The sequence below is a fragment of the Janthinobacterium sp. GW823-FHT06H09 genome (assembly GCF_058794735.1).
Map to the genome: position 1 here is coordinate 201,711 of NZ_JBXAHC010000005.1, position 18,669 is coordinate 220,379.

At 63.3% G+C, this 18,669-nt stretch carries 19 protein-coding genes and 1 tRNA gene; 10 read left to right on the forward strand and 10 right to left on the reverse strand.

Annotation, left to right across the window (positions count from 1 at the left end):
• Positions 1 to 42 precede the first annotated feature (42 nt).
• The 3 genes from AC1Q6X_RS10060 (at position 43) to AC1Q6X_RS10070 (ending at position 2,874) form a co-directional block, all read left to right on the forward strand.
• Entirely contained in the window at positions 43 to 882 is an 840-nt protein-coding gene (locus tag AC1Q6X_RS10060; RefSeq protein ID WP_492496732.1) for an ABC transporter ATP-binding protein, read from the forward strand.
• A gap of 90 nt (positions 883 to 972) precedes the next feature.
• Positions 973 to 2,229 carry a phenylacetate--CoA ligase family protein gene (locus AC1Q6X_RS10065; protein WP_099408130.1) on the forward strand — a complete coding sequence of 419 codons (1,257 nt, stop codon included), beginning with the start codon at positions 973 to 975 and terminating at the stop codon, positions 2,227 to 2,229.
• 63 nt (positions 2,230 to 2,292) lie between these two features.
• The gene (locus AC1Q6X_RS10070; RefSeq protein ID WP_070218966.1) at positions 2,293 to 2,874 is read left to right on the forward strand and encodes a hypoxanthine-guanine phosphoribosyltransferase; all 582 of its coding nucleotides are present in this window, start codon (positions 2,293 to 2,295) and stop codon (positions 2,872 to 2,874) included.
• A gap of 105 nt (positions 2,875 to 2,979) precedes the next feature.
• On the opposite strand, the gene AC1Q6X_RS10075 is transcribed toward AC1Q6X_RS10070, so the two are convergent.
• From AC1Q6X_RS10075 to AC1Q6X_RS10090, 4 genes are all read right to left on the reverse strand, one after another.
• Entirely contained in the window at positions 2,980 to 3,933 is a 954-nt protein-coding gene (locus tag AC1Q6X_RS10075; protein ID WP_230504282.1) for an NAD(P)H-dependent flavin oxidoreductase, read from the reverse strand.
• Positions 3,934 to 4,033: 100 nt separating this feature from the next.
• A complete protein-coding gene (locus AC1Q6X_RS10080) occupies positions 4,034 to 4,957 on the reverse strand; it encodes an MBL fold metallo-hydrolase (RefSeq protein WP_492496735.1) in 924 nt (307 codons plus the stop codon).
• Between the two features lie 7 nt (positions 4,958 to 4,964).
• Positions 4,965 to 5,198 (reverse strand): DUF1289 domain-containing protein, encoded by a 234-nt coding sequence (locus tag AC1Q6X_RS10085; RefSeq protein WP_368858614.1) that lies wholly within the window; start codon positions 5,196 to 5,198, stop codon positions 4,965 to 4,967.
• Positions 5,195 to 5,344, reverse strand: a complete 150-nt coding sequence (locus AC1Q6X_RS10090; RefSeq protein ID WP_175445182.1) for a hypothetical protein — start codon at positions 5,342 to 5,344, stop codon at positions 5,195 to 5,197. The genes AC1Q6X_RS10085 and AC1Q6X_RS10090 overlap by 4 nt, the downstream gene beginning before the upstream one ends.
• A 131-nt stretch (positions 5,345 to 5,475) precedes the next feature.
• Between AC1Q6X_RS10090 and AC1Q6X_RS10095 the strand changes: the two genes are divergently transcribed.
• Together AC1Q6X_RS10095 and AC1Q6X_RS10100 are read left to right on the forward strand one after the other, a co-directional pair.
• Positions 5,476 to 5,889: a CopG family transcriptional regulator gene (locus AC1Q6X_RS10095; RefSeq protein ID WP_034783786.1), complete on the forward strand. Its 414-nt coding sequence runs from the start codon at positions 5,476 to 5,478 to the stop codon at positions 5,887 to 5,889.
• Positions 5,890 to 5,943: 54 nt separating this feature from the next.
• On the forward strand, positions 5,944 to 7,227 hold the full coding sequence (locus AC1Q6X_RS10100; RefSeq protein ID WP_230504291.1) for an extracellular catalytic domain type 1 short-chain-length polyhydroxyalkanoate depolymerase: 1,284 nt from the start codon (positions 5,944 to 5,946) through the stop codon (positions 7,225 to 7,227).
• Here AC1Q6X_RS10100 and AC1Q6X_RS10105 read toward each other — a convergent pair.
• From AC1Q6X_RS10105 to AC1Q6X_RS10115, 3 genes are all read right to left on the reverse strand, one after another.
• Positions 7,220 to 8,371, reverse strand: a complete 1,152-nt coding sequence (locus AC1Q6X_RS10105; protein WP_070218963.1) for a response regulator — start codon at positions 8,369 to 8,371, stop codon at positions 7,220 to 7,222. The two genes, AC1Q6X_RS10100 and AC1Q6X_RS10105, sit on opposite strands and share 8 nt — an antisense overlap.
• A 31-nt stretch (positions 8,372 to 8,402) precedes the next feature.
• A complete protein-coding gene (locus tag AC1Q6X_RS10110; RefSeq protein WP_492496739.1) occupies positions 8,403 to 11,459 on the reverse strand; it encodes a response regulator in 3,057 nt (1,018 codons plus the stop codon).
• A gap of 98 nt (positions 11,460 to 11,557) precedes the next feature.
• Positions 11,558 to 11,755 carry a cysteine-rich CWC family protein gene (locus AC1Q6X_RS10115; protein ID WP_070289374.1) on the reverse strand — a complete coding sequence of 66 codons (198 nt, stop codon included), beginning with the start codon at positions 11,753 to 11,755 and terminating at the stop codon, positions 11,558 to 11,560.
• A gap of 231 nt (positions 11,756 to 11,986) precedes the next feature.
• Here AC1Q6X_RS10115 and argB point away from each other — a divergent pair, with 231 nt between their 5' ends.
• Positions 11,987 to 12,880: an acetylglutamate kinase gene (gene argB, locus AC1Q6X_RS10120; RefSeq protein ID WP_010393729.1), complete on the forward strand. Its 894-nt coding sequence runs from the start codon at positions 11,987 to 11,989 to the stop codon at positions 12,878 to 12,880.
• A gap of 40 nt (positions 12,881 to 12,920) precedes the next feature.
• Positions 12,921 to 12,995 (forward strand) — tRNA-Thr (locus AC1Q6X_RS10125).
• A gap of 255 nt (positions 12,996 to 13,250) precedes the next feature.
• Here the strand turns inward: AC1Q6X_RS10125 and AC1Q6X_RS10130 are convergent.
• Positions 13,251 to 14,120: a TraB/GumN family protein gene (locus tag AC1Q6X_RS10130; RefSeq protein WP_492418646.1), complete on the reverse strand. Its 870-nt coding sequence runs from the start codon at positions 14,118 to 14,120 to the stop codon at positions 13,251 to 13,253.
• 90 nt (positions 14,121 to 14,210) lie between these two features.
• Between AC1Q6X_RS10130 and AC1Q6X_RS10135 the strand changes: the two genes are divergently transcribed.
• From AC1Q6X_RS10135 to pabB, 3 genes are all read left to right on the forward strand, one after another.
• On the forward strand, positions 14,211 to 14,945 hold the full coding sequence (locus AC1Q6X_RS10135; protein ID WP_121670813.1) for a pyrimidine 5'-nucleotidase: 735 nt from the start codon (positions 14,211 to 14,213) through the stop codon (positions 14,943 to 14,945).
• Positions 14,946 to 15,047: 102 nt separating this feature from the next.
• Entirely contained in the window at positions 15,048 to 15,623 is a 576-nt protein-coding gene (slmA, locus tag AC1Q6X_RS10140) for a nucleoid occlusion factor SlmA (protein WP_070313104.1), read from the forward strand.
• 21 nt (positions 15,624 to 15,644) lie between these two features.
• Entirely contained in the window at positions 15,645 to 17,480 is a 1,836-nt protein-coding gene (gene pabB, locus AC1Q6X_RS10145; RefSeq protein ID WP_492496742.1) for an aminodeoxychorismate synthase component I, read from the forward strand.
• Here the strand turns inward: pabB and AC1Q6X_RS10150 are convergent.
• Positions 17,477 to 17,836, reverse strand: a complete 360-nt coding sequence (locus AC1Q6X_RS10150; protein WP_070218957.1) for a DUF1428 domain-containing protein — start codon at positions 17,834 to 17,836, stop codon at positions 17,477 to 17,479. The genes pabB and AC1Q6X_RS10150 overlap by 4 nt on opposite strands.
• 116 nt (positions 17,837 to 17,952) lie before the next feature.
• Entirely contained in the window at positions 17,953 to 18,546 is a 594-nt protein-coding gene (locus AC1Q6X_RS10155; protein ID WP_070219106.1) for a glutathione peroxidase, read from the reverse strand.
• Positions 18,547 to 18,669: the final 123 nt, after the last annotated feature.

An 18,669-nucleotide genomic window follows, 5' to 3' on the forward strand; every position in this document is an offset into this window, starting at 1 on the left:
TAATCCGACAGCATCGCCAACACATATGAAAACGAAGCAGCCATGACACCCACTGCCACGCAAACACCAGACACCGCGCCGCCGCCCTACCTGTCGGTCAACAATATCGAAGTCATCTACGACCACGTGATCCTGGTCCTGAAGGGCGTGTCGCTGCAAGTCCCGCAAGGCAAGATCGTGGCGCTGCTGGGCGCCAACGGCGCCGGCAAGTCGACCACCCTGAAAACCATCTCGACCCTGCTGCGCGGCGAACGCGGCGACGTCACCAAGGGCGAAGTCCAGTTCAAGGGCGAGCGCGTGGATCAATTGACGCCGAATGAGCTGGTCAAGCGGGGCCTGTCGCAAGTGATGGAGGGCCGCCACTGTTTCGGCCACCTCACCATCGAGGAAAACCTGCTAACGGGCGCCTACACGCGCAGCCTGTCGCGCGGCGAGCTGAAAGAGGCGCTGGACAAGGTCTACCACTACTTTCCGCGCCTGAAAACGCGGCGCAGCAGCCAGGCCGGCTATACCTCGGGCGGCGAACAGCAGATGTGCGCCATCGGCCGCGCGCTGATGGCCAAGCCGTCGATGATCTTACTGGACGAGCCCTCGATGGGCATCGCGCCGCAGATCGTCGAAGAGATCTTCGGCATCGTCAAGGATTTGAATCACAAGGAAAACGTATCTTTCCTGCTGGCCGAGCAGAACACCAACGTGGCGCTGCGCTACGCGGACTTCGGCTACATCCTGGAAAACGGCCGCGTCGTGATGGAAGGGCAAGCGCAGGAACTGGCCAGCAACGAAGACGTCAAAGAGTTTTACCTGGGCGTGTCCAGCGCCGGGCGCAAGAGCTTCCGCGACATGAAGTTCTACCGCCGCCGCAAGCGCTGGCTGGCGTGATCCATCAAAAACCTTGGCTGCAACGCGCCCGGCGGTCCTGATGGCCAGGCGTGCGAATCAACATGCAATGACAATTGGAGAATGACTGACATGACCGATACGCTCGACAGTCTGGAAGCACGCGCCCCCGAAGCGCGCGAACGCGAATTGATGGCCGGCCTGCCGCAGCTGATCGCGCGCGCGCAACAGGCGCCGGGCTGGGCCCGCATCCTCGACGGCGTCGATGCGGCCGGCATCACCAGCCGCGCCGCGCTGGCGCAGCTGCCCGTGACGCGCAAGTCCGACCTCAAGCAATTGCAGCACGCGCAGCTGCCGTTCGGCGGCTTGAACACGACACCGAAAAACGCCCTGTCGCGCGTGTTCGTCTCGCCCGGTCCCATCTTCGATCCGGAAGGCCGCGGCCCCGACTGGTGGCGCTTTGCGCGCCCCATGTATGCGGCCGGCGTGCGCGCCGGCGGCCTGCTGCAGAACTGTTTTTCGTATCACTTCACGCCGGCCGCCTTCATGGTCGAAGGAGGTGCCGCGCGCATCGGCTGCACCGTCATCCCGGCCGGCATCGGCCAGACGGAAATGCAGGTGCAGGCGATGGCCGACCTGAAGCCGGACACGTATATCGGCACGCCGTCGTTCCTGAAACTGATTATCGAAAAAGCGCGCGAAATGGGCGCCGACATCAGCAGCGTCACCAAGGCCGTGATGGGCGCGGAAGCGCTGCCCGAATCCTTGCGCAGCTGGTTTGCCGAGAACGGCGTGCCGCACGTGTTCCAGACCTATGCCTCGGCCGATATCGGCAGCATCGCCTATGAAACGGCCAGCAATGGCAAGCTCAATCCCGGCATGGTCGTCGACGAAAACGTGCTGCTCGAGATCGTCCATCCGGGCAGCGGCATTCCCGTCGCGCCGGGCGAGGTGGGCGAAGTCGTCGTCACCGTCTTCAATGCCGACTACCCGCTGATCCGCTTTGCCACCGGCGATCTGTCGGCCGTGCTGATGGACGCGCCGCAGTCGCCGTGCGGGCGCACGAATACGCGCATCAAGGGCTGGATGGGGCGCGCCGATCAAACCACCAAGGTGCGCGCCATGTTCGTGCATCCCTCGCAGGTGCATGAAATCGCGCGCCGCCACCCGCAAATCAGGAAGGCGCGGCTGGTGGTGTCGGGGCGCATGGCCAACGACGAGATGGCCTTGCATTGCGAAGTCGACGATCCGCATGACGCCAGCGGCGTGGAAGCCATCATCGGTTCGATCCGCGAACTGACCAAGTTGCGCGGCGACGTGGTGCTGGTGGCGGTGGGCAGTCTGGCCCAGGATGGGAAAATCATCGACGACATGCGCGATTACAAATAAGGCCGATTTGCGGGATAATACCGGCATTGACCATCAGCCCCTTTCATCGCCATGCAAGAGTCCATGCAAGAATTTCATCACAACCGTGCCCGTGACCTGATCAAGAACGCGGAACTGCTGTTCGACCAAGATACCGTGCAGGCGTCGATCACGCGCATGGCCGATGTGCTCAACACGCGCTTCAACGCCGAGGATTCGAAAGAGTTCCCGCTGGTGCTGGGCGTGATGGGCGGCGCCGTCGTGTTTACGGGCAGCCTGCTGCCGCAACTGAGCTTCCCGCTCGAATTCGACTACATCCACGTCAGCCGCTACGGCGACGACGACAAGGGTGGCGAAGTGGTGTGGAAAGTCATCCCCCGCTCGAACGTGGCGGGCCGCACCGTCATCGTGCTCGACGATATTCTCGACGAAGGCGAAACCCTGGCGCACGTCAAGCAGCGCTTGCTGGACATGGGCGCCTCGGAAGTCATCTTGGCCGTGTTCGCCGACAAGGCCATCGGCAAGAAAAAGCCCGTACAAGCCGACATCGTCGGCCTGGTGATCCCGAACCGCTTCGTCGTCGGCTTCGGCATGGATGCGTACGGCTACTGGCGCAACCTGCCGGGTTTGTGGGCCATCAAGCCTGAGGATTTGAAGCAGGAGTGATTGTGGTGTTGTCGGATTACGGCCTTTGGCCTAATCCGACCTACCAGTGCCCGGTGGCGTAGGTCGGATTAGCGCACCGCGCGTAATCCGACAAACCCACCAGCGTTACAGCTTCAACCGCGCGCGCGCCGCATCGTATTCGGCCTTCAGGCGCGCCACCATCTCTGCCACGCTCGGCACGTCATCCATCAAGCCCACGCCCTGGCCCGCGCCCCAGATGTCGCGCCAGGCCTTGGCGCTGCCGGAGCCGAAATTCATCGCGCTCTTGTCCGCTTCGGGCAAGGCTTCCGGATCGAGCCCGGCCGCTTCGATCGATTTTTTCAGGTAATTGCCGTGCACGCCCGTAAACAGGTTCGTGTAGACGATGTCGGCCGCCGCAGACTCCACGATGGCCTCGCGGTAGCCGTCGCTGACGTTCGATTCCTTGGTCGCCAGCCAGCGCGAGCCGATGTAGGCAAAGTCGGCGCCCATCGCTTGCGCGGCCAGCACGGCGTCGCCCGTGGCGATGGAGCCCGACAGCGCCAGCGGGCCGTCGAAGAATTTGCGCACTTCGCCCACCAGCGCGAACGGCGACAGGGTGCCCGCGTGGCCGCCGGCGCCGCTGGCCACCAGGATCAAGCCATCGACGCCCGCTTCCAGCGCCTTTTTCGCGTGGCGGATCGAAATCACGTCATGCAGCACGATGCCGCCATAGCTGTGGATGGCGTCGAGCATTTCCTTGGGCGGCGCGCGCAGCGAGGAAATGATGATGGGGACCCGGTGTTTCACGCACACTTCCACGTCGTGCGCGAGGCGGTCGTTCGACTGGTGCACGATCTGGTTGACGGCGATCGGCCCGACTTTTTTATCGGGATGGGCGGCCTGGAAGGCGGCCAGCTCGGCCTGCAGGTCGGTCAGCCACGTGTCGAGCAATTCGGCGGGACGCGCGTTCAGGGCAGGGAAGGAACCGACGATGCCGGCCTTGCACTGCGCCGCGACGAGGGCCGGGCCGCTGGCGATAAACATCGGCGAGGCGATAACGGGTAAGGAGAGGTTTTGCAACGCAACAGGCAATGCCATGGCGGACTCGCTGGAAAGTTGATCGGACGTGAAAGACACACTGAACGTTGATTATAGTGCAGAAAAAGTACGATCGTGCTGAATTTATCGCAAGGCCGGTTCAACCTTCGTTGAGCAAGTACTCACCCTCGACCCGCGCCGCTGCTGCCCTGCATAGTTGCGACACGGCCCACTCGGCCAGCGCGGCCGCCTCCTGGCGCAGGAAGCGCCGGTTGGCCTCTTCGAAGACGGGCATGCCGCGCAGCAGGGCCGGTATCCCGGTCAGGGCGATGCGCTGGCGCTCGAGCAGCAAAAATTTCAGCAGCACTTTCACCGCATTCTGCGCATTGCGCACGGGGTCGGACGCCAGGTAATCGAGGCGCGAATACGCACGCTGCAGGGCGCCGGCGGCATCCGTAAATGACCGGCCATGCCCGGGAATGACGACGCGCACGTCCAGGCTGGCGATCAGGTCCAAGGTGGCGCGCGCTTCAGGAAAGCCGGAGCCGCCATCGAGTTCGGGAAAGATCACGCCAAAGCCGTTTTCCCACAGGGCGTCGGCGGAAATCAGGATGCCCTCGCCGGCGCAGTAAAAAATCAGCGAGTGCGGGTCGTGGCCCGGCGCGCCCAGCGCCTGCCAGGCCATGCCGGCCAAAGTCAAGGTGTCGCCGGGCGAGACGGTGGCGTCAAAGCGGAAGCGCGGGCATTGCTGGCCCGTGGCCTGGAAACTGAGGGCATCGACATCCCACGCGCGCACCTTGTCCGCTTCCGCCACGGGAATGGCCGTATGGCAGCCGTATGCGGCTTGCAGCAGCGCGTTGCCGCCGCAATGGTCGGAGTGCAGGTGGGTGTTGAACAGGCGGTCCAGCGGCCGGCCGGCCAGGCTGTGGCGCAGCAGGGCCAGGGTTTGCGGCGCATGCGTGACATAGCCGCTGTCGATCAGGGCCGTGTCATCCTTCCCCTGGAACAGGATGTTGTTCGACGACAGCCAGCCGCGTTCGAACACCTGCATGGCATCGGGGAACAGCGCTGGCGATCGCGGCATGGCTTCCTCAGTAGTCGGGCTCGAAATCGAGCAAAGATTCGCGGCCCGGCAATTCGGCCCACACGGCGCGCTTGAAGTCATCGTCGGCCTTGCTCCAGGCGATGATTTCGTCGAGCGTGCGCAGGCAGCCTTCGCACAAGCCGCTGTTGCGGTTCATCTTGCACAGGCTGACGCAGGGCGACGGCACCGGCGACGGCAAAGAAAGCGGAACGGCTGGCGGAGGTGGGGGAGCGACCATCATGGAGCGGCATCGGTAAACGTGAAGACTTTCATTATGCCGCGAAACGGCGCCGGCGAGGCGATGACATCGCCCTGCAATGTTTCCGTGAATATATTTTCCAGCGAAACAATGCTCAACAACCGCTGTTCCGGAAATATATTTTTCACACATTCTCACTCTGCGGGTGCCCGTCCTACAACACGATCAGCCCGGATCCTGCTTGACTTGAGTCATTTCAGAACTATACTACCATCCATGCAGATGGCAAATGGATGCCACGTGGAGTTTATGGAGAGATATGGCCAAGCAAGACAGCAAGCCCAAAATTGGGGAATCCGAGAAAATCACGATCAACCTCGGTTTGATTGACCTGGGGCAGATCGATCTGCTGGTCCAGGAGGGATTTTATTCCAACCGCACGGATCTGATCCGTACGGCCATACGCAACCAGCTGGGTATCCACGCCGACGTGGTGAAACAAACCGTGGCCCGTAAAAGCCTGGTATTGGGCATGCAGCATTACTCGCGCGCCGACCTGGAAGCGATCCAGGCAGCCGGCCAGCGCCTGCAGATACAGGTGCTGGGACTGGCCAGCATCGCCAGCGACGTTTCGGTGGAACTGGCACTGGCCACCATCGAGTCGATTTTCGTATTAGGTGCCCTGCACGCCAGCACCGTCGTCAAGACGGCGCTCGCAGGGCGAATTCACTAGCGTATTGGTTCGCGGCGATGACCCGGCCGATGCGCGGCACCGTTAAGGATGGTCATGAAACTACCTCTCAACATGTTGGCGCAGATGCGCACAGCGACCCGTAATCTGATGGGCAGCGGCCCCGCCGCCGCCACCGAAGCGATCCAGCAGGCGCTGTCTGCGGCCGGACTGACGCCGCAAGCGGCCGCCACGCAAGCGCCGCCACCGCAGCCGATGCGTGACATCAATCCGCCACCTGCGCCGCCACCTGCACCAGCGCAGGCCCGGGCCGGGCAGCCGCAAGCTGACGCCGCGCCGGAAGCGGCATCGGTGCCGCCCACGCCCGCGCAGGCGGCGCAGGAGTTCGCGCAGGATTTCATGGCGCGCCTGGGCGTGCCGGCCGGCCTGGGCCAGCACAGCTTCGACATGCCCAGTTTCGAACTGCCGAATTTCCACCCGCCCGGCTTCAACGCGCCGGCCGCCACGCCGGTGGAGATCCCCGCCGGCGCGCAGTTCATCGATGGCGTGTACCGCAACCATGCGGGTACGCGTTCGTACAAGCTGTATATCCCCAGCAGCTACCACGGCCAGGCCATGCCGCTGATCGTCATGCTGCACGGCTGCACGCAAAATCCCGACGATTTCGCCGCCGGCACGCAGATGAATGCGCTGGCCGAAGAAAAGGAGTGTTTTGTCGTCTACCCGGCGCAGACGCAGGGCGCCAACAGTTCGCGCTGCTGGAACTGGTTCAACGCCATCGACCAGCAGCGCGACCAGGGCGAACCGTCGCTGATCGCCGGCATCGCCCAGCAAGTCATCGACGACTACCCGGTCAACGAGCGTGAAGTGTTCGTCGCCGGCCTGTCGGCGGGCGGCGCCATGGCCGTCATCGTCGGCACCCTGTACCCCGACCTGTTTGCCGCCGTCGGCGTGCATTCCGGCCTGCCCTTCGCCTCGGCGCAGGACTTGCCGTCGGCGCTGGCAGCCATGAAGGGCGGCGCCATGCCCAATGCCCAGCGCAAGGCGCCAGCCGGCGGCGTGCCCATCATCGTTTTCCACGGCGACCGCGACACCACCGTCAACCCGCGCAATGGCGATGAACTGATCGCGCAGGGCGTGCGCAGCCAGGCGGGCGGCAAGGCGGCCAAGGCCGCATCCGTCGACGGCAGCGTGCCGAACGGCCACCGCTACACGCGCACCACGCACAGCCAGGCCGACGGCTCGCCGCTGGGCGAACACTGGGTCATCCACGGCGCTGGCCACGCGTGGTCCGGCGGCAGCGATAACGGCAGTTATACGGACGGCAAAGGGCCGGACGCCAGCCGGGAAATGCTGCGCTTCTTCAAGACCGTCAGCTGATATTCTCGGTGTAGGGCGCGATCTGCCGCTGCTTGTCGGCGATCTCGCATACGCCGTCGGCATAACGGTTGGAGATGGCGATGAACTGGTCCTGGATCTGCAGGAAGGCGTCGACGATCTCGGCGTCGAAGTGCGAACCGCGTCCCTCGACGATGATCTGCACGGCCTGCGCGTGGTCCATGCCCTGCTTGTAGATGCGCCGGCTGATCAGAGCGTCATACACGTCGGCCAGCGCCATCAGGCGCGCCGAAATCGGGATGGCTTCGCCCGCCAAGCCTTGCGGGTAGCCGCTGCCATCCCATTTTTCATGGTGGCTGTAGGCGATCTCTTTCGCATACTTGAGGAAATCGACTTCGATGCCCAGTTCGTGCTCGGCCGCCAGGATGGCGTCGCGTCCCAAGGTGGTGTGCGTCTTCATGATCGCCATTTCATGCGGCTCGAAACGCCCCGGCTTGAGCAGGATATGGTCGGGGATGCCCACCTTGCCGATGTCGTGCAGCGGCGCCGTCTTGAACAGCAGTTCGATATTCTTGTCCGTCAAAAAATCGCGGAAACGCGGCAAGTTGCGCACCTTCTCGGCCAGCGCCTTCAGGTAGTGCGAGGTGCGGCGGATATGGTTGCCCGTCTCGCTGTCGCGCGTCTCGGCCAGCGAGGCCATGGCGTGGATGGTGACGTCCTGCAGCGCCGCCACTTCCTGCACGCGGCGCTCCACTTCCGTTTCCAGGTACTGGTTCTGGTCGCGCAGGAAATCCTGCATCTGCTTCATCGCCAGCTGCGTCTTGATGCGCGCCAGCACGATGGGCGCCGAAATCGGCTTGGTGATGTAATCGACGGCGCCCAGGGCCAGGCCCAGCTGCTCGTCGGCCACTTCGCTCATGGCGGTCACGAAAATCACGGGGATGCCTGCCGTGGCGGCATCGGCCTTCAGCGCGCGGCATACATCGTAACCGCTCATGCCCGGCATCATGATGTCGAGCAGGATCAGGTCGGGCTGGTCGCTGCCGGCGGCAATCTTCAGGGCGCGCTCGCCATTGACGGCGATCTTGGTGCGGTAATCGTCTTCCAGCACCGCGCGCAGCAGATCGATATTGTCTGGCGTGTCGTCGACCACCAGGATGGTTGGCTTGCTTGCCGGCGCTCTCATACCCGTCCTTCGTTCTGCATAGTTATCCTTCTCACAGTGTCAGCTCCAGCGCATCGGCCACTTCGCCCAGCTGCGCCAGCGCACCTTCGAAATCGTATTGTCCCAGCATGCGCTTCAACTGGCGCGCATGTTCCGCCTGCCCCGCCGCGACCAGCACGGGACCGATGCCGTCAAGGTGCTTGACGGCCTGCGCATCGTCCTGCTGCAGCAGCTGCGACAATTCGCGCAAGCCCGCTTCCAGGTATGCCCGGTCCACCGGCGCCACGTGCGCCACCGCCGCGCCGCCCGCTTCGGCCGCATTGCCGCGCGACTGCATGGCCAGCACGATCTTCGGCACCAGCTCGTCGAGCGCCAGGGTACAGGCGGCCAGCGCCTGCGGCAAGCCGTCGTGCGAACCCAGGCTGAGCAAGTGTTCGACCCGCGCGGCGCTGTCGGCCAGGCCGCCGGCGCCGATATTGCCGGCCAGGCCCTTCAGGGTATGCGCTTCGCGGATCGCCGTCTCGAGCTGGTTGTTCTCGATGGCGGCAACGATGCGCTGCATGGCGTCGAACTGGGTTTCCACAAAACGGTCCAGCAATTTTCGCATCAAAGCGGCATTGCCGCCCACGCGGCGCATGGCTTCCGTCATTTTCAGGCCGGCGATCACGGGCAGCTCCGCTTCCGGCTGCGCCGCTACCGACGTCATTGCCTGCGGCGCGGCCGGCGCGATCCAGCGCGCCAGGGTGCCGAACAGCTGCGCCACGTCGATCGGCTTGGCGATGAAATCGTTCATACCGGCGTCCAGGCATTTCTCCTTGTCGCCCACCATGGCATTGGCCGTCATGGCGATCACGGGCAAATTCGAATAACGGGGGTCCTGGCGCAGCTTGCGCGTCGCCTGGTAGCCATCCATCACCGGCATCTGGCAATCCATCAGCACGCCGTCATAGGCGTTTTCCTCGATCTTCGCCAGCGCGATGGCACCATTGCCCGCGATGTCGACGCGGATGCCGGCGTCGTTGAGAATATGCTGCGCCACTTCCTGGTTCACTTCATTATCCTCGACCAGCAGCAGCCAGGCGCCGCGCAGGGCGCGCTCGTCGTCGCGGTAGCTGCTCTGGCGCTGCGTCTTGCGGCTCTGTCCCGTCACGCCGCCAAACACGAACGATATCTGGTCGAGCAGGGTCGAGGCGCTGACCGGCTTGTTTAATATCCCGTCGAGCGGCAAATCGCGCTGACGCGCCGCCTCCAGCAGCGCTTCGCGATGGAAGGCCGTGACCATGATGCAGGCCGGCGTCGCATCGATGCCGGCGGCATCGGCACGGATGCCGGCCAGGGTATCGAGGCCGTTCATGCCCGGCATTTTCCAGTCCATCAGCACCAGTCCGTACGGACGCCCCTCGGCGCGCGCCTGCGCCACGGCACCGATGGCCAGCACGCCGCCAGACACGGCACGCGCCTCGAAGCCCAGCGCCGCCAGCATGCTGACGAAGATTTCACGCGCGCTGGGGTTGTCATCGACCACCAGCACGCGCAGGCCCTGGAACTGCTGTTGATGTTGCAACTGCGGCAGATTATCGCGCGGCACGGCGGCCAGGCCGAAGCGGGCCGTGAAGAAAAAGGTGCTGCCCACGCCCGCTTCGCTGACCAGGTCGATTTCGCCTTCCATCATTTCCACCAGGCGTTTGCTGATGGTCAGCCCCAGGCCGGTGCCGCCATGGTGGCGCGTGGTGGAGGTGTCGGCCTGGGTAAAGGCCTGGAACAATTTGCTGCGCTGGGGCGGCGTCAGGCCGATGCCCGTATCGCGCACGTCGACGCGCAGCACGGCCGCATGCTCTTCCAGCTGCTGCAGGCGGATGGTGACGACGATCTCGCCCTTGTCCGTAAACTTGATCGCGTTGTTGGTCAGGTTGATCAGCACCTGGCCCAGGCGCAGCGGGTCGCCCTGCAAGGCGTTCGGCACGTCGGGGGCGATGTCGAACAGCAGTTCAAGCCCCTTGTCCTGCGCGCGCATCACGGACAGGTCGGCGATCTGCGCCAGCACGTCCTCGAGGAAGAAATCGACTTTTTCAAAGGCCATCTTGCCCGCCTCGATCTTCGAGAAATCGAGGATGTCGTCGATGATGGCCAGCAGGTTCTTCGAAGCCGATTCCACCTTCTCCAGGTAGTTGCGCTGGGTCGACGTGAGCTCCGTCTGCAGCGCCAGATGGGTCATGCCGATGATGCCGTTCATCGGCGTGCGGATCTCGTGCGACATATTGGCCAGGAAGTCCGACTTCATCTTGGTCGCATCCTCGGCCACTTCGACGGCGTGACGCAGGTCCTGCTCGACGGCCAGGCTGGTGCTCATGTTCTTGAGCGCCTGCAGCAATTCGCCCGTCTCGTCGCGCGACGTCACCTCGATGACGGAACTGAAGTCGCCATTGGCCACGCGCGTGGCGATCGCCACCGCCTCGCCCAGCGGACGCGTGATCGAGCGCGCCGACCAGGCAAAGGCCAGGCCCGTCAGCAGGGCCGCCAGGCCGATGCCGCCCATCAGCAGCAGCGAAGTGTCGATGTCGTTGCGTATCCTGGCCGCGCTGTCGCGGATCAGCTGTTGCTGCAAATCGTCGAGCTGGCCCACGTACAGCAGCACTTTTTCCAGCATCGGCAAGGTCTGCGTCTGTATGGCCTGCTCGGCGCGGGCATCCTCGCCGCGCTCGACCAGTTCGAACATCGTCTTGAGCGAGCCGTAGTACTCGGCGCGCGCCAGGTGCATCTGTTCCAGCAGGCGCCGTTCCTCGGGCCGCGCATCGAGACCGTCGAGAATGCGCACCTGCTCATCGATGCCTTGCTTGATCGCTTCCAGGCGCGCCTGGTTCGCCTGGCGCAGCGCCCGCTCGTGCTGGTTCGGCAGATTGCCGATGCGCGTGGCCGCCTCGCGCGCCAGCCCGTGGATCTTGCTGGTGGCCTTGGCGGCGACCCAGTCGCGCTGCAGGATATCGTCGGTCTCGGCGCGGATGGCGTAGATGCGGCTGCCGGAAAGGACGATGACGACCAGCATCAGCACGATCAACATGGCATAACCGGCATTGATGCGCACGCCGATACTGATATCCCTGAAGCGCATAACTTTCCTATAAGAAATTCTTGGAAATCGAAGTCTGAACGTATTCCCCTACGAAATGCAAGGTTTATTGCAAAGCAATTGCATGATGAAGCACTTATTTAGCCGACGTTAGGCTTGACAGGAGGTGCCAGGGTGGCGATATGGGCTTGCAGGCAGGCGGGGCACCAGCAGCCCACGGCGGCGCTGCCGGGCACGGGCATGGCGGGCGGCAGCGCCGTGCACCAGCACGGTCCGCTGGCCTGCGGGTCGGTCTGGCCGCATTGGAAGGTGGCGCCGCACAGGCTGCACTGGCTCATGGCTGTGTTTGAATTGGCAAGTGTGTGTCATGCTGCGCCGGGACGCGACGCAGATGTAACGGGCAGTAAAAGGGCTGGCTGGGGAACATATCGGGCCAGACTATAGGATCATCAGGGAAAATACAACAAGATCGCCCTATAATGCCTCCAGGATTTTCTTCTTCCCTGTAAAATCGCACAAATCTATTTTCCGGACTCGCCATGAATCAACTAGCTAACTTGAACCTGGACATGAATGACGACTTGACGGCGGTGTCGCCGCAAATCAAGGCGCAGATTCTGGCCGAGGCCCTCCCTTACATCCGCAATTTCCACGGCAAGACCATCGTCATCAAATACGGTGGCAATGCCATGACGGACGAACGCCTGAAGCACGGCTTCGCGCGCGACGTCATCCTGCTCAAGCTGGTCGGCATGAACCCGGTCGTGGTGCACGGCGGCGGACCGCAGATCGACAACGCGCTGAAAAAAATCGGCAAGCAAGGCACCTTCGTGCAAGGCATGCGCATCACCGATGAAGAAACCATGGAAGTGGTGGAGTGGGTGCTGGGCGGCGAAGTGCAGCAGGATATCGTCATGCTGATCAACCATTACGGCGGCCAGGCTGTCGGCCTGACGGGCAAGGATGGCGGCTTGATCCGCGCGCGCAAGATGCAGATGCCGGACCGCGAACATCCGGGCGAATTCCTCGACATCGGCTTTGTGGGCGAGATCGACGCGATCAACCCGGCCGTCGTCAAGGCGCTGCAGGACGACGCCTTCATTCCCATCATCTCGCCGATCGGTTTCGGCCAGGATGGCCAGGCCTACAATATCAACGCCGATGTGGTGGCGGGCAAGATCGCCGAAATCCTGAAAGCGGAAAAGCTGATCATGATGACCAACATCGCCGGCGTCCAGGACAAGCAGGGCAACCTGGTGACCGACCTGTCCGCGCGTGAAATCGACGAGATGTTCGCCGATGGCACGATCTCGGGCGGCATGCTGCCGAAGATCTCGTCCGCGCTCGACGCCGCCAAGTCCGGCGTGAACACGGTGCACATCATCGACGGCCGCATCGAACACTCATTATTGCTGGAAGTGTTGACCGAGCAGGCTTTTGGTACTATGATCCGTTCGCACTAAAAAATAATTCGGCGCAATTCACCCAGCGCCGATTTTTTATGCCCTTGTAGCTCAGTGGTAGAGCACTCCCTTGGTAAGGGAGAGGCCACGTGTTCGATCCACGTCAAGGGCACCAGTATCCTTTCCCCGCAGCTGTAAAAATGCCCATGGCGGCGTTGTCCTTCCTCGCCGTACATTCGTACTGTCTTCGTCAGTCCGCCTTGCCCTGAACATTTTTCCATCTGCTCTGCCGTCATCTCCTCATAGTAAAAAATGTCCATGGCTGCGTTGCCTCGCCTCGCCGTACATTCGTACTGTCTTCGTCAGTCCGCCTTGCCCTGAACATTTTTCCATCTGCTCTGCTATCCGTCGCCCGCATCTCCTCCGCGTTTCAATACACCCGCTCGACCTTCAAGCCCTTCTGACGCAATAAATCCGGCACGCTTTTTTCTCCGACCAGGTGCAGCACGCCGATGGCGGCCAGGCTGTGCTTTTCACGCGCCAGGAGTTTGGCGATGCCGTCGGCCAGGGCCGGGTTGCGGCCGTCCAGCAACACCTTTTGCACGAACTGCGCGGCGAACGAGGGGTCTGTCGCCGCCTTTGCCGCCAGCTTGTCGAAGGCGGCCGCGTCGGCGTTGCGCCAGGCGTCGGCGATCTCGCGCGCTTCCTGGCTTTGTTCCTGATCCTCGATCGATGCCACGCCGTCTTCCAGGAAGCGGCACTGCTCAAACGGCGACATGGCGCCAAACAGCGCCATCTGGCCTTCCATCGATTCGAGTTCCACCACGGGGATCTTGCGCGCCTTGGCCTGCTGCGACAGATAATTGTCGACGGCCAGGTCGGAGCGGTAACCGAGGGTGGAAAATTCGCCGATGGCCAGCACGCTGGCGAGCATCCATGGCTTCATCGGCGCCACCGATTCGGCCGGAATGCCGTATTTTTGCAACAACGGCGCCAGGCGCGGGGCCAGGGTCTGGCGGCAGTCGGCCGGCACTTTGCTGCCCGGCGCCTCCATGCCGTATTTCAGCACGGCGCTCACAGCCTTGCGCGGATCGGCGCCGGGGTCGATCTCCAGCGCCAGCGCCCCGGCCCGGTGCAGCGCCTGCGTTACTGTCGGCTCGAGCGGGTAAAAATCGGGCGCGCCGACATGGATGGTGCCGAACAGATACAGGGTGTGGGCCGCGTCCTGCACCTTGAACAGCGCGCCGCGGTTTTGCGCCACGGGCGACGCTTCGGCGAAGGCCGCCTGCAACGGCAGCAAGAATAATCCGCAAAACATCACTATAATCTGGCGTCGCATGGTTTTCCTGATTGTTGAATTTTTCATCTTCTCTCGCTAGCAAAGACTCTCGTGCCTGTGTCCCATCTTAACCGCTCGTCGCCGGTCTGGCTGTTTGACCTCGACAACACGCTGCACAATGCCTCGCACGCCATCTTCCCCACCATCACGGCCAATATGAACACGTATATTGCCCGGGTGCTGGGCGACGGCGTGACGCCGGCCGACGACGCCATCGTCAATGCGGCGCGCGCGGCCTACTGGCGCCGCTATGGCGCCACCTTGCTGGGCATGGTCAAGCACCATCAGGTGCAGGCCGCGCATTTTTTGCACGAGACGCACGCCTTCGACGATTTGCGCGCCATGATACGCGCCGAGCGGGGACTGGGGGCTTTACTCAAACGCCTGCCTGGCCGTAAAATTTTACTCACCAACGCGCCGCTGCGCTATTCGAGCGACGTGATGCGCCATCTGGGACTGCGCCGGCACTTTTCACACCACGTCGCCATCGAAGCGATGCAGGTGCACCGCCAGCTGCGGCCCAAGCCATCGACGCTGATGCTGCGCAAACTGATGCGCAAGCACCAGATCCGCCCTGGCCGCTGCATCCTGGTGGAAGACACCCTCGCCAACCTGAAGGGCGCAAAAAGACTGGGCCTGCGCACGGCCTGGGTCACGCAATACCTGAAAATGGCCGACCCGATCGGCGTGGCGAAGTTGCCCAAGGCGTTAAATCGCCCCGCTTACGTCGATGTCAAAGTAAAATCTGTCCGGCATTTGGCACGCCGCCTTCACCGTCTGCGTTGAAGGGGACTCCTGGACTTCCGGCTGACGCCGGAAGCCGCACCGCTAGCGGCGGTGACGGACTTCCCCATCAAGGCAGCATTTTTTTTAACGACAAGAGAAAATATGGCAAGCACACCGCCGGGCCAACGCAGGCTACAAATTCTTCAGGCCCTCGCCGCAATGCTGGAGCAGCCGAAAGGCGAAAAGATCACCACCGCCGCACTGGCGGCCAGACTGGCCGTCTCGGAAGCGGCCCTGTACCGCCATTTCGCCAGCAAGGCGCAAATGTTCGAAGGGTTGATCGAATTCATCGAGTCGAGCGTCTTCGGCCTGATCAACCAGATCGCGGAAAAGCACAGCGACGGGATGACGCAGACGCGCGACATCATCGGCATGCTGCTCAATTTCGCCATCAGCAATCCGGGCATGACGCGCGTGCTGATCGGCGATGCGCTGGTCAATGAGGACGAGCGCCTGCAAGTGCGCATGAACCAGTTCTACGACCGCGTGGAACTGGCGCTCAAGCAGGCCTTGCGCGTGGCCGCCGCCGAAGGCCATGGCAAGGAAAGCGAAGTGGCGGCGCGCGCCACCCTGATCGTCAGCTTCGTCATCGGACGCTGGCACCGCTACGCCAAGAGCGGCTTCAAGATCAATCCCTCCCAGGAAGCGGCGCTGCAAATCGCCATGCTGCTGGGGTAAGTCACCGCCGCGGCTGTCCCCATGCATACCGACTGTTTCGCCTTGCTCGACGACGCCAGCACGCCCGGCGCCGCATCGCGCCTGTACACGGGCCTGACGGCGGTCTTGCGGTGCAGCGAGGGGGAACAGTGGCCGGCCCTGCTCGAAGGGCTGCAAGCGGCCTTGGAACGCGGCCAGTATGCCGTCAGCGTGTGCAGCTACGAGCTGGGCGCGCACTTGCTGGCCATGCCGCCGCGCGCGGCGGATCCCGGCGCGCCGCCGCTGGCGCAGGTGCTCGTCTTCGAACATTGCACCCAGCTGTCGCAGGACGAGGTGCTGCAGTGGCTGGCCGCTCGTACGCCGGCGGCGCAAACGCCGGCCGGCATCGCCGGCATCCGCGCCAACGTGGATCAGGCCGAATTCACGCGCGCGCTGCAGCGCATCCACGACTACATCGTGGCCGGCGACACCTATCAGGTCAATTACACGTATCGCTTGCGCTTCGACGCCTTCGGCTCGCCCCTGGCCCTGTATGCGCGGCTGCGGGAACGCCAGCCCGTGCCGTATGGCGCGCTGGTGATGCTGCCCGATGGCGGCGCCCTGCTGTCGCTGTCGCCGGAACTGTTCGTGCGCCATGCGCAGGGCGAACTGACGGCGCGTCCGATGAAAGGCACGGCGCCGGCCGCCCCGCCTGAACAAACGGACGAAAACGCGCGCCGCGCCGCCGCCCTGGCCAATGATCCGAAAAACCGCGCGGAAAACCTGATGATCGTCGACCTGCTGCGCAACGACATCGGCCGCATCGCCGCCACGGGCTCCGTCAAGGTGCCGGCCCTGTTCCAGGTGACGCGCTACAGCAGCGTGCTGCAGATGACGTCCTCCGTGCAGGCGCGTTTGCGCGACGATGCCAGCCTGGCCGACATCTTCCAGGCCTTGTATCCGTGCGGTTCCATCACGGGCGCGCCCAAACGCCGCACCATGGAGATCATCGCCGAACTAGAACCGGCGCCGCGCGGCATCTACACGGGCGCCATCGGCTGGTTCGATCCGCCAAGCGCCGGTAGTGCCCACGCCGTGGGCGACTTCTGCATGTCCGTGCCGATCCGCACCCTGGCCCTGCAGCCGGCGGGCCCTGACGGCCTGCGGCGCGGCGAAATGGGCGTGGGCGCCGGCATCGTCCTCGACAGCGACCCGCACGAGGAATTTGCGGAATGCCAGCTCAAGGCCCGCTTCCTGACGGGGCTGAGCAATGACTTCGAACTGTTCGAGACCCTGCACGCGAGCCGCGCCGGCGGCTGCCTCCAGCAGGAGCGCCACCTGGCGCGCCTGGCCGCCTCCTGTGCCTACTTCGGTTTTGCCTGGGATGCGGACGCGGCCCGCGCCGCGCTGCAGGCCGCCTGCGCCGCGCGCCCCGACGATGCGCCCTTCCGCCTGCGCCTGGCGCTGCGCCAGGACGGCCAGTTTACGACGCAAAGCGGCGCCCTGTCGCCCTTGCCGGAGACGGTCAACATCCTGCTGGCGCCCGAGGCCACGAATGCCGACGACCTGTTCCTGCGCCACAAGAGCAGCGTGCGCGCGCGCTATGACGCAGCGTGGCGCGCGGCCGAGGCGCAAGGGGGCTTCGACATGCTGTTCTTTAACGAGCGGGGCGAGCTGACGGAGGGCGGGCGCAGCAATGTCTTCGTCCGGCTCGATGGCCGCTGGCACACGCCGCCCCTGTCCTGCGGCCTGCTGCCCGGCGTGCAACGCGCAGCCATGCTGGCCGATCCCGCCTGGAACGCGCAGGAAACCATCATCACGCGGGCCATGCTGGCGCGGGCCGAGGCCATCGTCGTGTGCAATGCGCTGCGCGGGGCGATGCCGGCTGCTCTTATTTAAAGATCGACACGCATTTCATAGCCGCCGTAGATCATCCGCTTGCCATCGAACGGCAGCTTGGCCGGGTCCATCATCTCGGCCAGGCGCGGGTCTTTCATGACCTTGTCGTTGATTTCATCGCGCTTGGCGCGCGACTCATACACAATCCATGAAAACACCACCACTTCGCCATCCTGCAAGTCCACCGCCTGCGGGAACGAAGTCAGCTTGCCCGGCTTGACATCGTCACCCACGCACTCGCGAAATTCCAGCGCGCCATATTCGCGCCAGACGGCGCCGCAACTGCGCGACATGGCCAGATAAGCATCGAGCTTGGCTTTCGGTACGGGCACCACAAATCCATCGACATATGCCATGATGATCTCCTTTGTTGTGACAAACGCGAACAACCAGCTTAGGATAATGATGGCAAGACGACAAGCACGGCATTAAAAAAAAAGCAGGCGTTCAAGCCTGCTTGTGTATCTGCAATTTACATCGCCAGCGCTTTTTCCACCGCGCCAACGAGTTTCTTGTCGTCCGGCGTCACCTTGCTGGGGAAGCTTTCCACCACTTTACCGTGGCGGTCGATCAGGTATTTGTGGAAATTCCAGGCCGGGGTCTTGCCCGTCTGCTTGATCAGGTCCACATACAGCGGGTTCGGATTGGGGCCGGAGACGACGGACTTCGAAAACATGGGGAACTTCACGCCATAGGTGTTGTAGCAGAAATCGGCGATTTCCTTGCTGTTGCCCGGCTCCTGCTTGCCGAAATCGTTCGACGGGAAACCCAGCACCACCAGGCCCTTGCTGCCGTACTTGGCGTACAGCGCCTCAAGCCCTTCATATTGATTGGTAAAACCGCAATAACTGGCCGTATTGACCACCAGCACGACCTTGCCTGCGTACTGGCACAGGTTTTGCGGCGCTTCATCCTGCAGGCGGTTGAAGGTCTGCTTGAGGATGGCGGGGCAGGCGGCCGGAGCTATGGCAGCTGGCGCGGTTTCGGCGGCATGGGCCGGCATGGCCAGGCTGGCGCCGGCGGCAAGGGTGGTGAGCGCAAACAGCTGGGCAAGGGTCTTGGACATGAGGGGCACCATGGTTGAACGAAAAAAAACCATTCTATGTCAAACGCCGCGCGCGCGTACAAGACGGACAACAACAGCGATAGCTTGAGCGACATCAACGACGGTGCAGTACTTGCCCAGCGC

Coding starts and splice junctions, on each gene's coding strand:
- AC1Q6X_RS10060 (WP_492496732.1), top strand. CDS start 43: ATGACACCCACTGCCACGCAAACACCAGACACCGCGCCGCCGCCCTAC.
- AC1Q6X_RS10065 (WP_099408130.1), top strand. CDS start 973: ATGACCGATACGCTCGACAGTCTGGAAGCACGCGCCCCCGAAGCGCGC.
- AC1Q6X_RS10070 (WP_070218966.1), top strand. CDS start 2,293: ATGCAAGAATTTCATCACAACCGTGCCCGTGACCTGATCAAGAACGCG.
- AC1Q6X_RS10075 (WP_230504282.1), bottom strand. CDS start 3,933: ATGGCATTGCCTGTTGCGTTGCAAAACCTCTCCTTACCCGTTATCGCC.
- AC1Q6X_RS10080 (WP_492496735.1), bottom strand. CDS start 4,957: ATGCCGCGATCGCCAGCGCTGTTCCCCGATGCCATGCAGGTGTTCGAA.
- AC1Q6X_RS10085 (WP_368858614.1), bottom strand. CDS start 5,198: ATGATGGTCGCTCCCCCACCTCCGCCAGCCGTTCCGCTTTCTTTGCCG.
- AC1Q6X_RS10095 (WP_034783786.1), top strand. CDS start 5,476: ATGGCCAAGCAAGACAGCAAGCCCAAAATTGGGGAATCCGAGAAAATC.
- AC1Q6X_RS10100 (WP_230504291.1), top strand. CDS start 5,944: ATGAAACTACCTCTCAACATGTTGGCGCAGATGCGCACAGCGACCCGT.
- AC1Q6X_RS10105 (WP_070218963.1), bottom strand. CDS start 8,371: ATGAGAGCGCCGGCAAGCAAGCCAACCATCCTGGTGGTCGACGACACG.
- AC1Q6X_RS10110 (WP_492496739.1), bottom strand. CDS start 11,459: ATGCGCTTCAGGGATATCAGTATCGGCGTGCGCATCAATGCCGGTTAT.
- AC1Q6X_RS10115 (WP_070289374.1), bottom strand. CDS start 11,755: ATGAGCCAGTGCAGCCTGTGCGGCGCCACCTTCCAATGCGGCCAGACC.
- argB (WP_010393729.1), top strand. CDS start 11,987: ATGAATGACGACTTGACGGCGGTGTCGCCGCAAATCAAGGCGCAGATT.
- slmA (WP_070313104.1), top strand. CDS start 15,048: ATGGCAAGCACACCGCCGGGCCAACGCAGGCTACAAATTCTTCAGGCC.
- pabB (WP_492496742.1), top strand. CDS start 15,645: ATGCATACCGACTGTTTCGCCTTGCTCGACGACGCCAGCACGCCCGGC.
- AC1Q6X_RS10150 (WP_070218957.1), bottom strand. CDS start 17,836: ATGGCATATGTCGATGGATTTGTGGTGCCCGTACCGAAAGCCAAGCTC.
- AC1Q6X_RS10155 (WP_070219106.1), bottom strand. CDS start 18,546: ATGTCCAAGACCCTTGCCCAGCTGTTTGCGCTCACCACCCTTGCCGCC.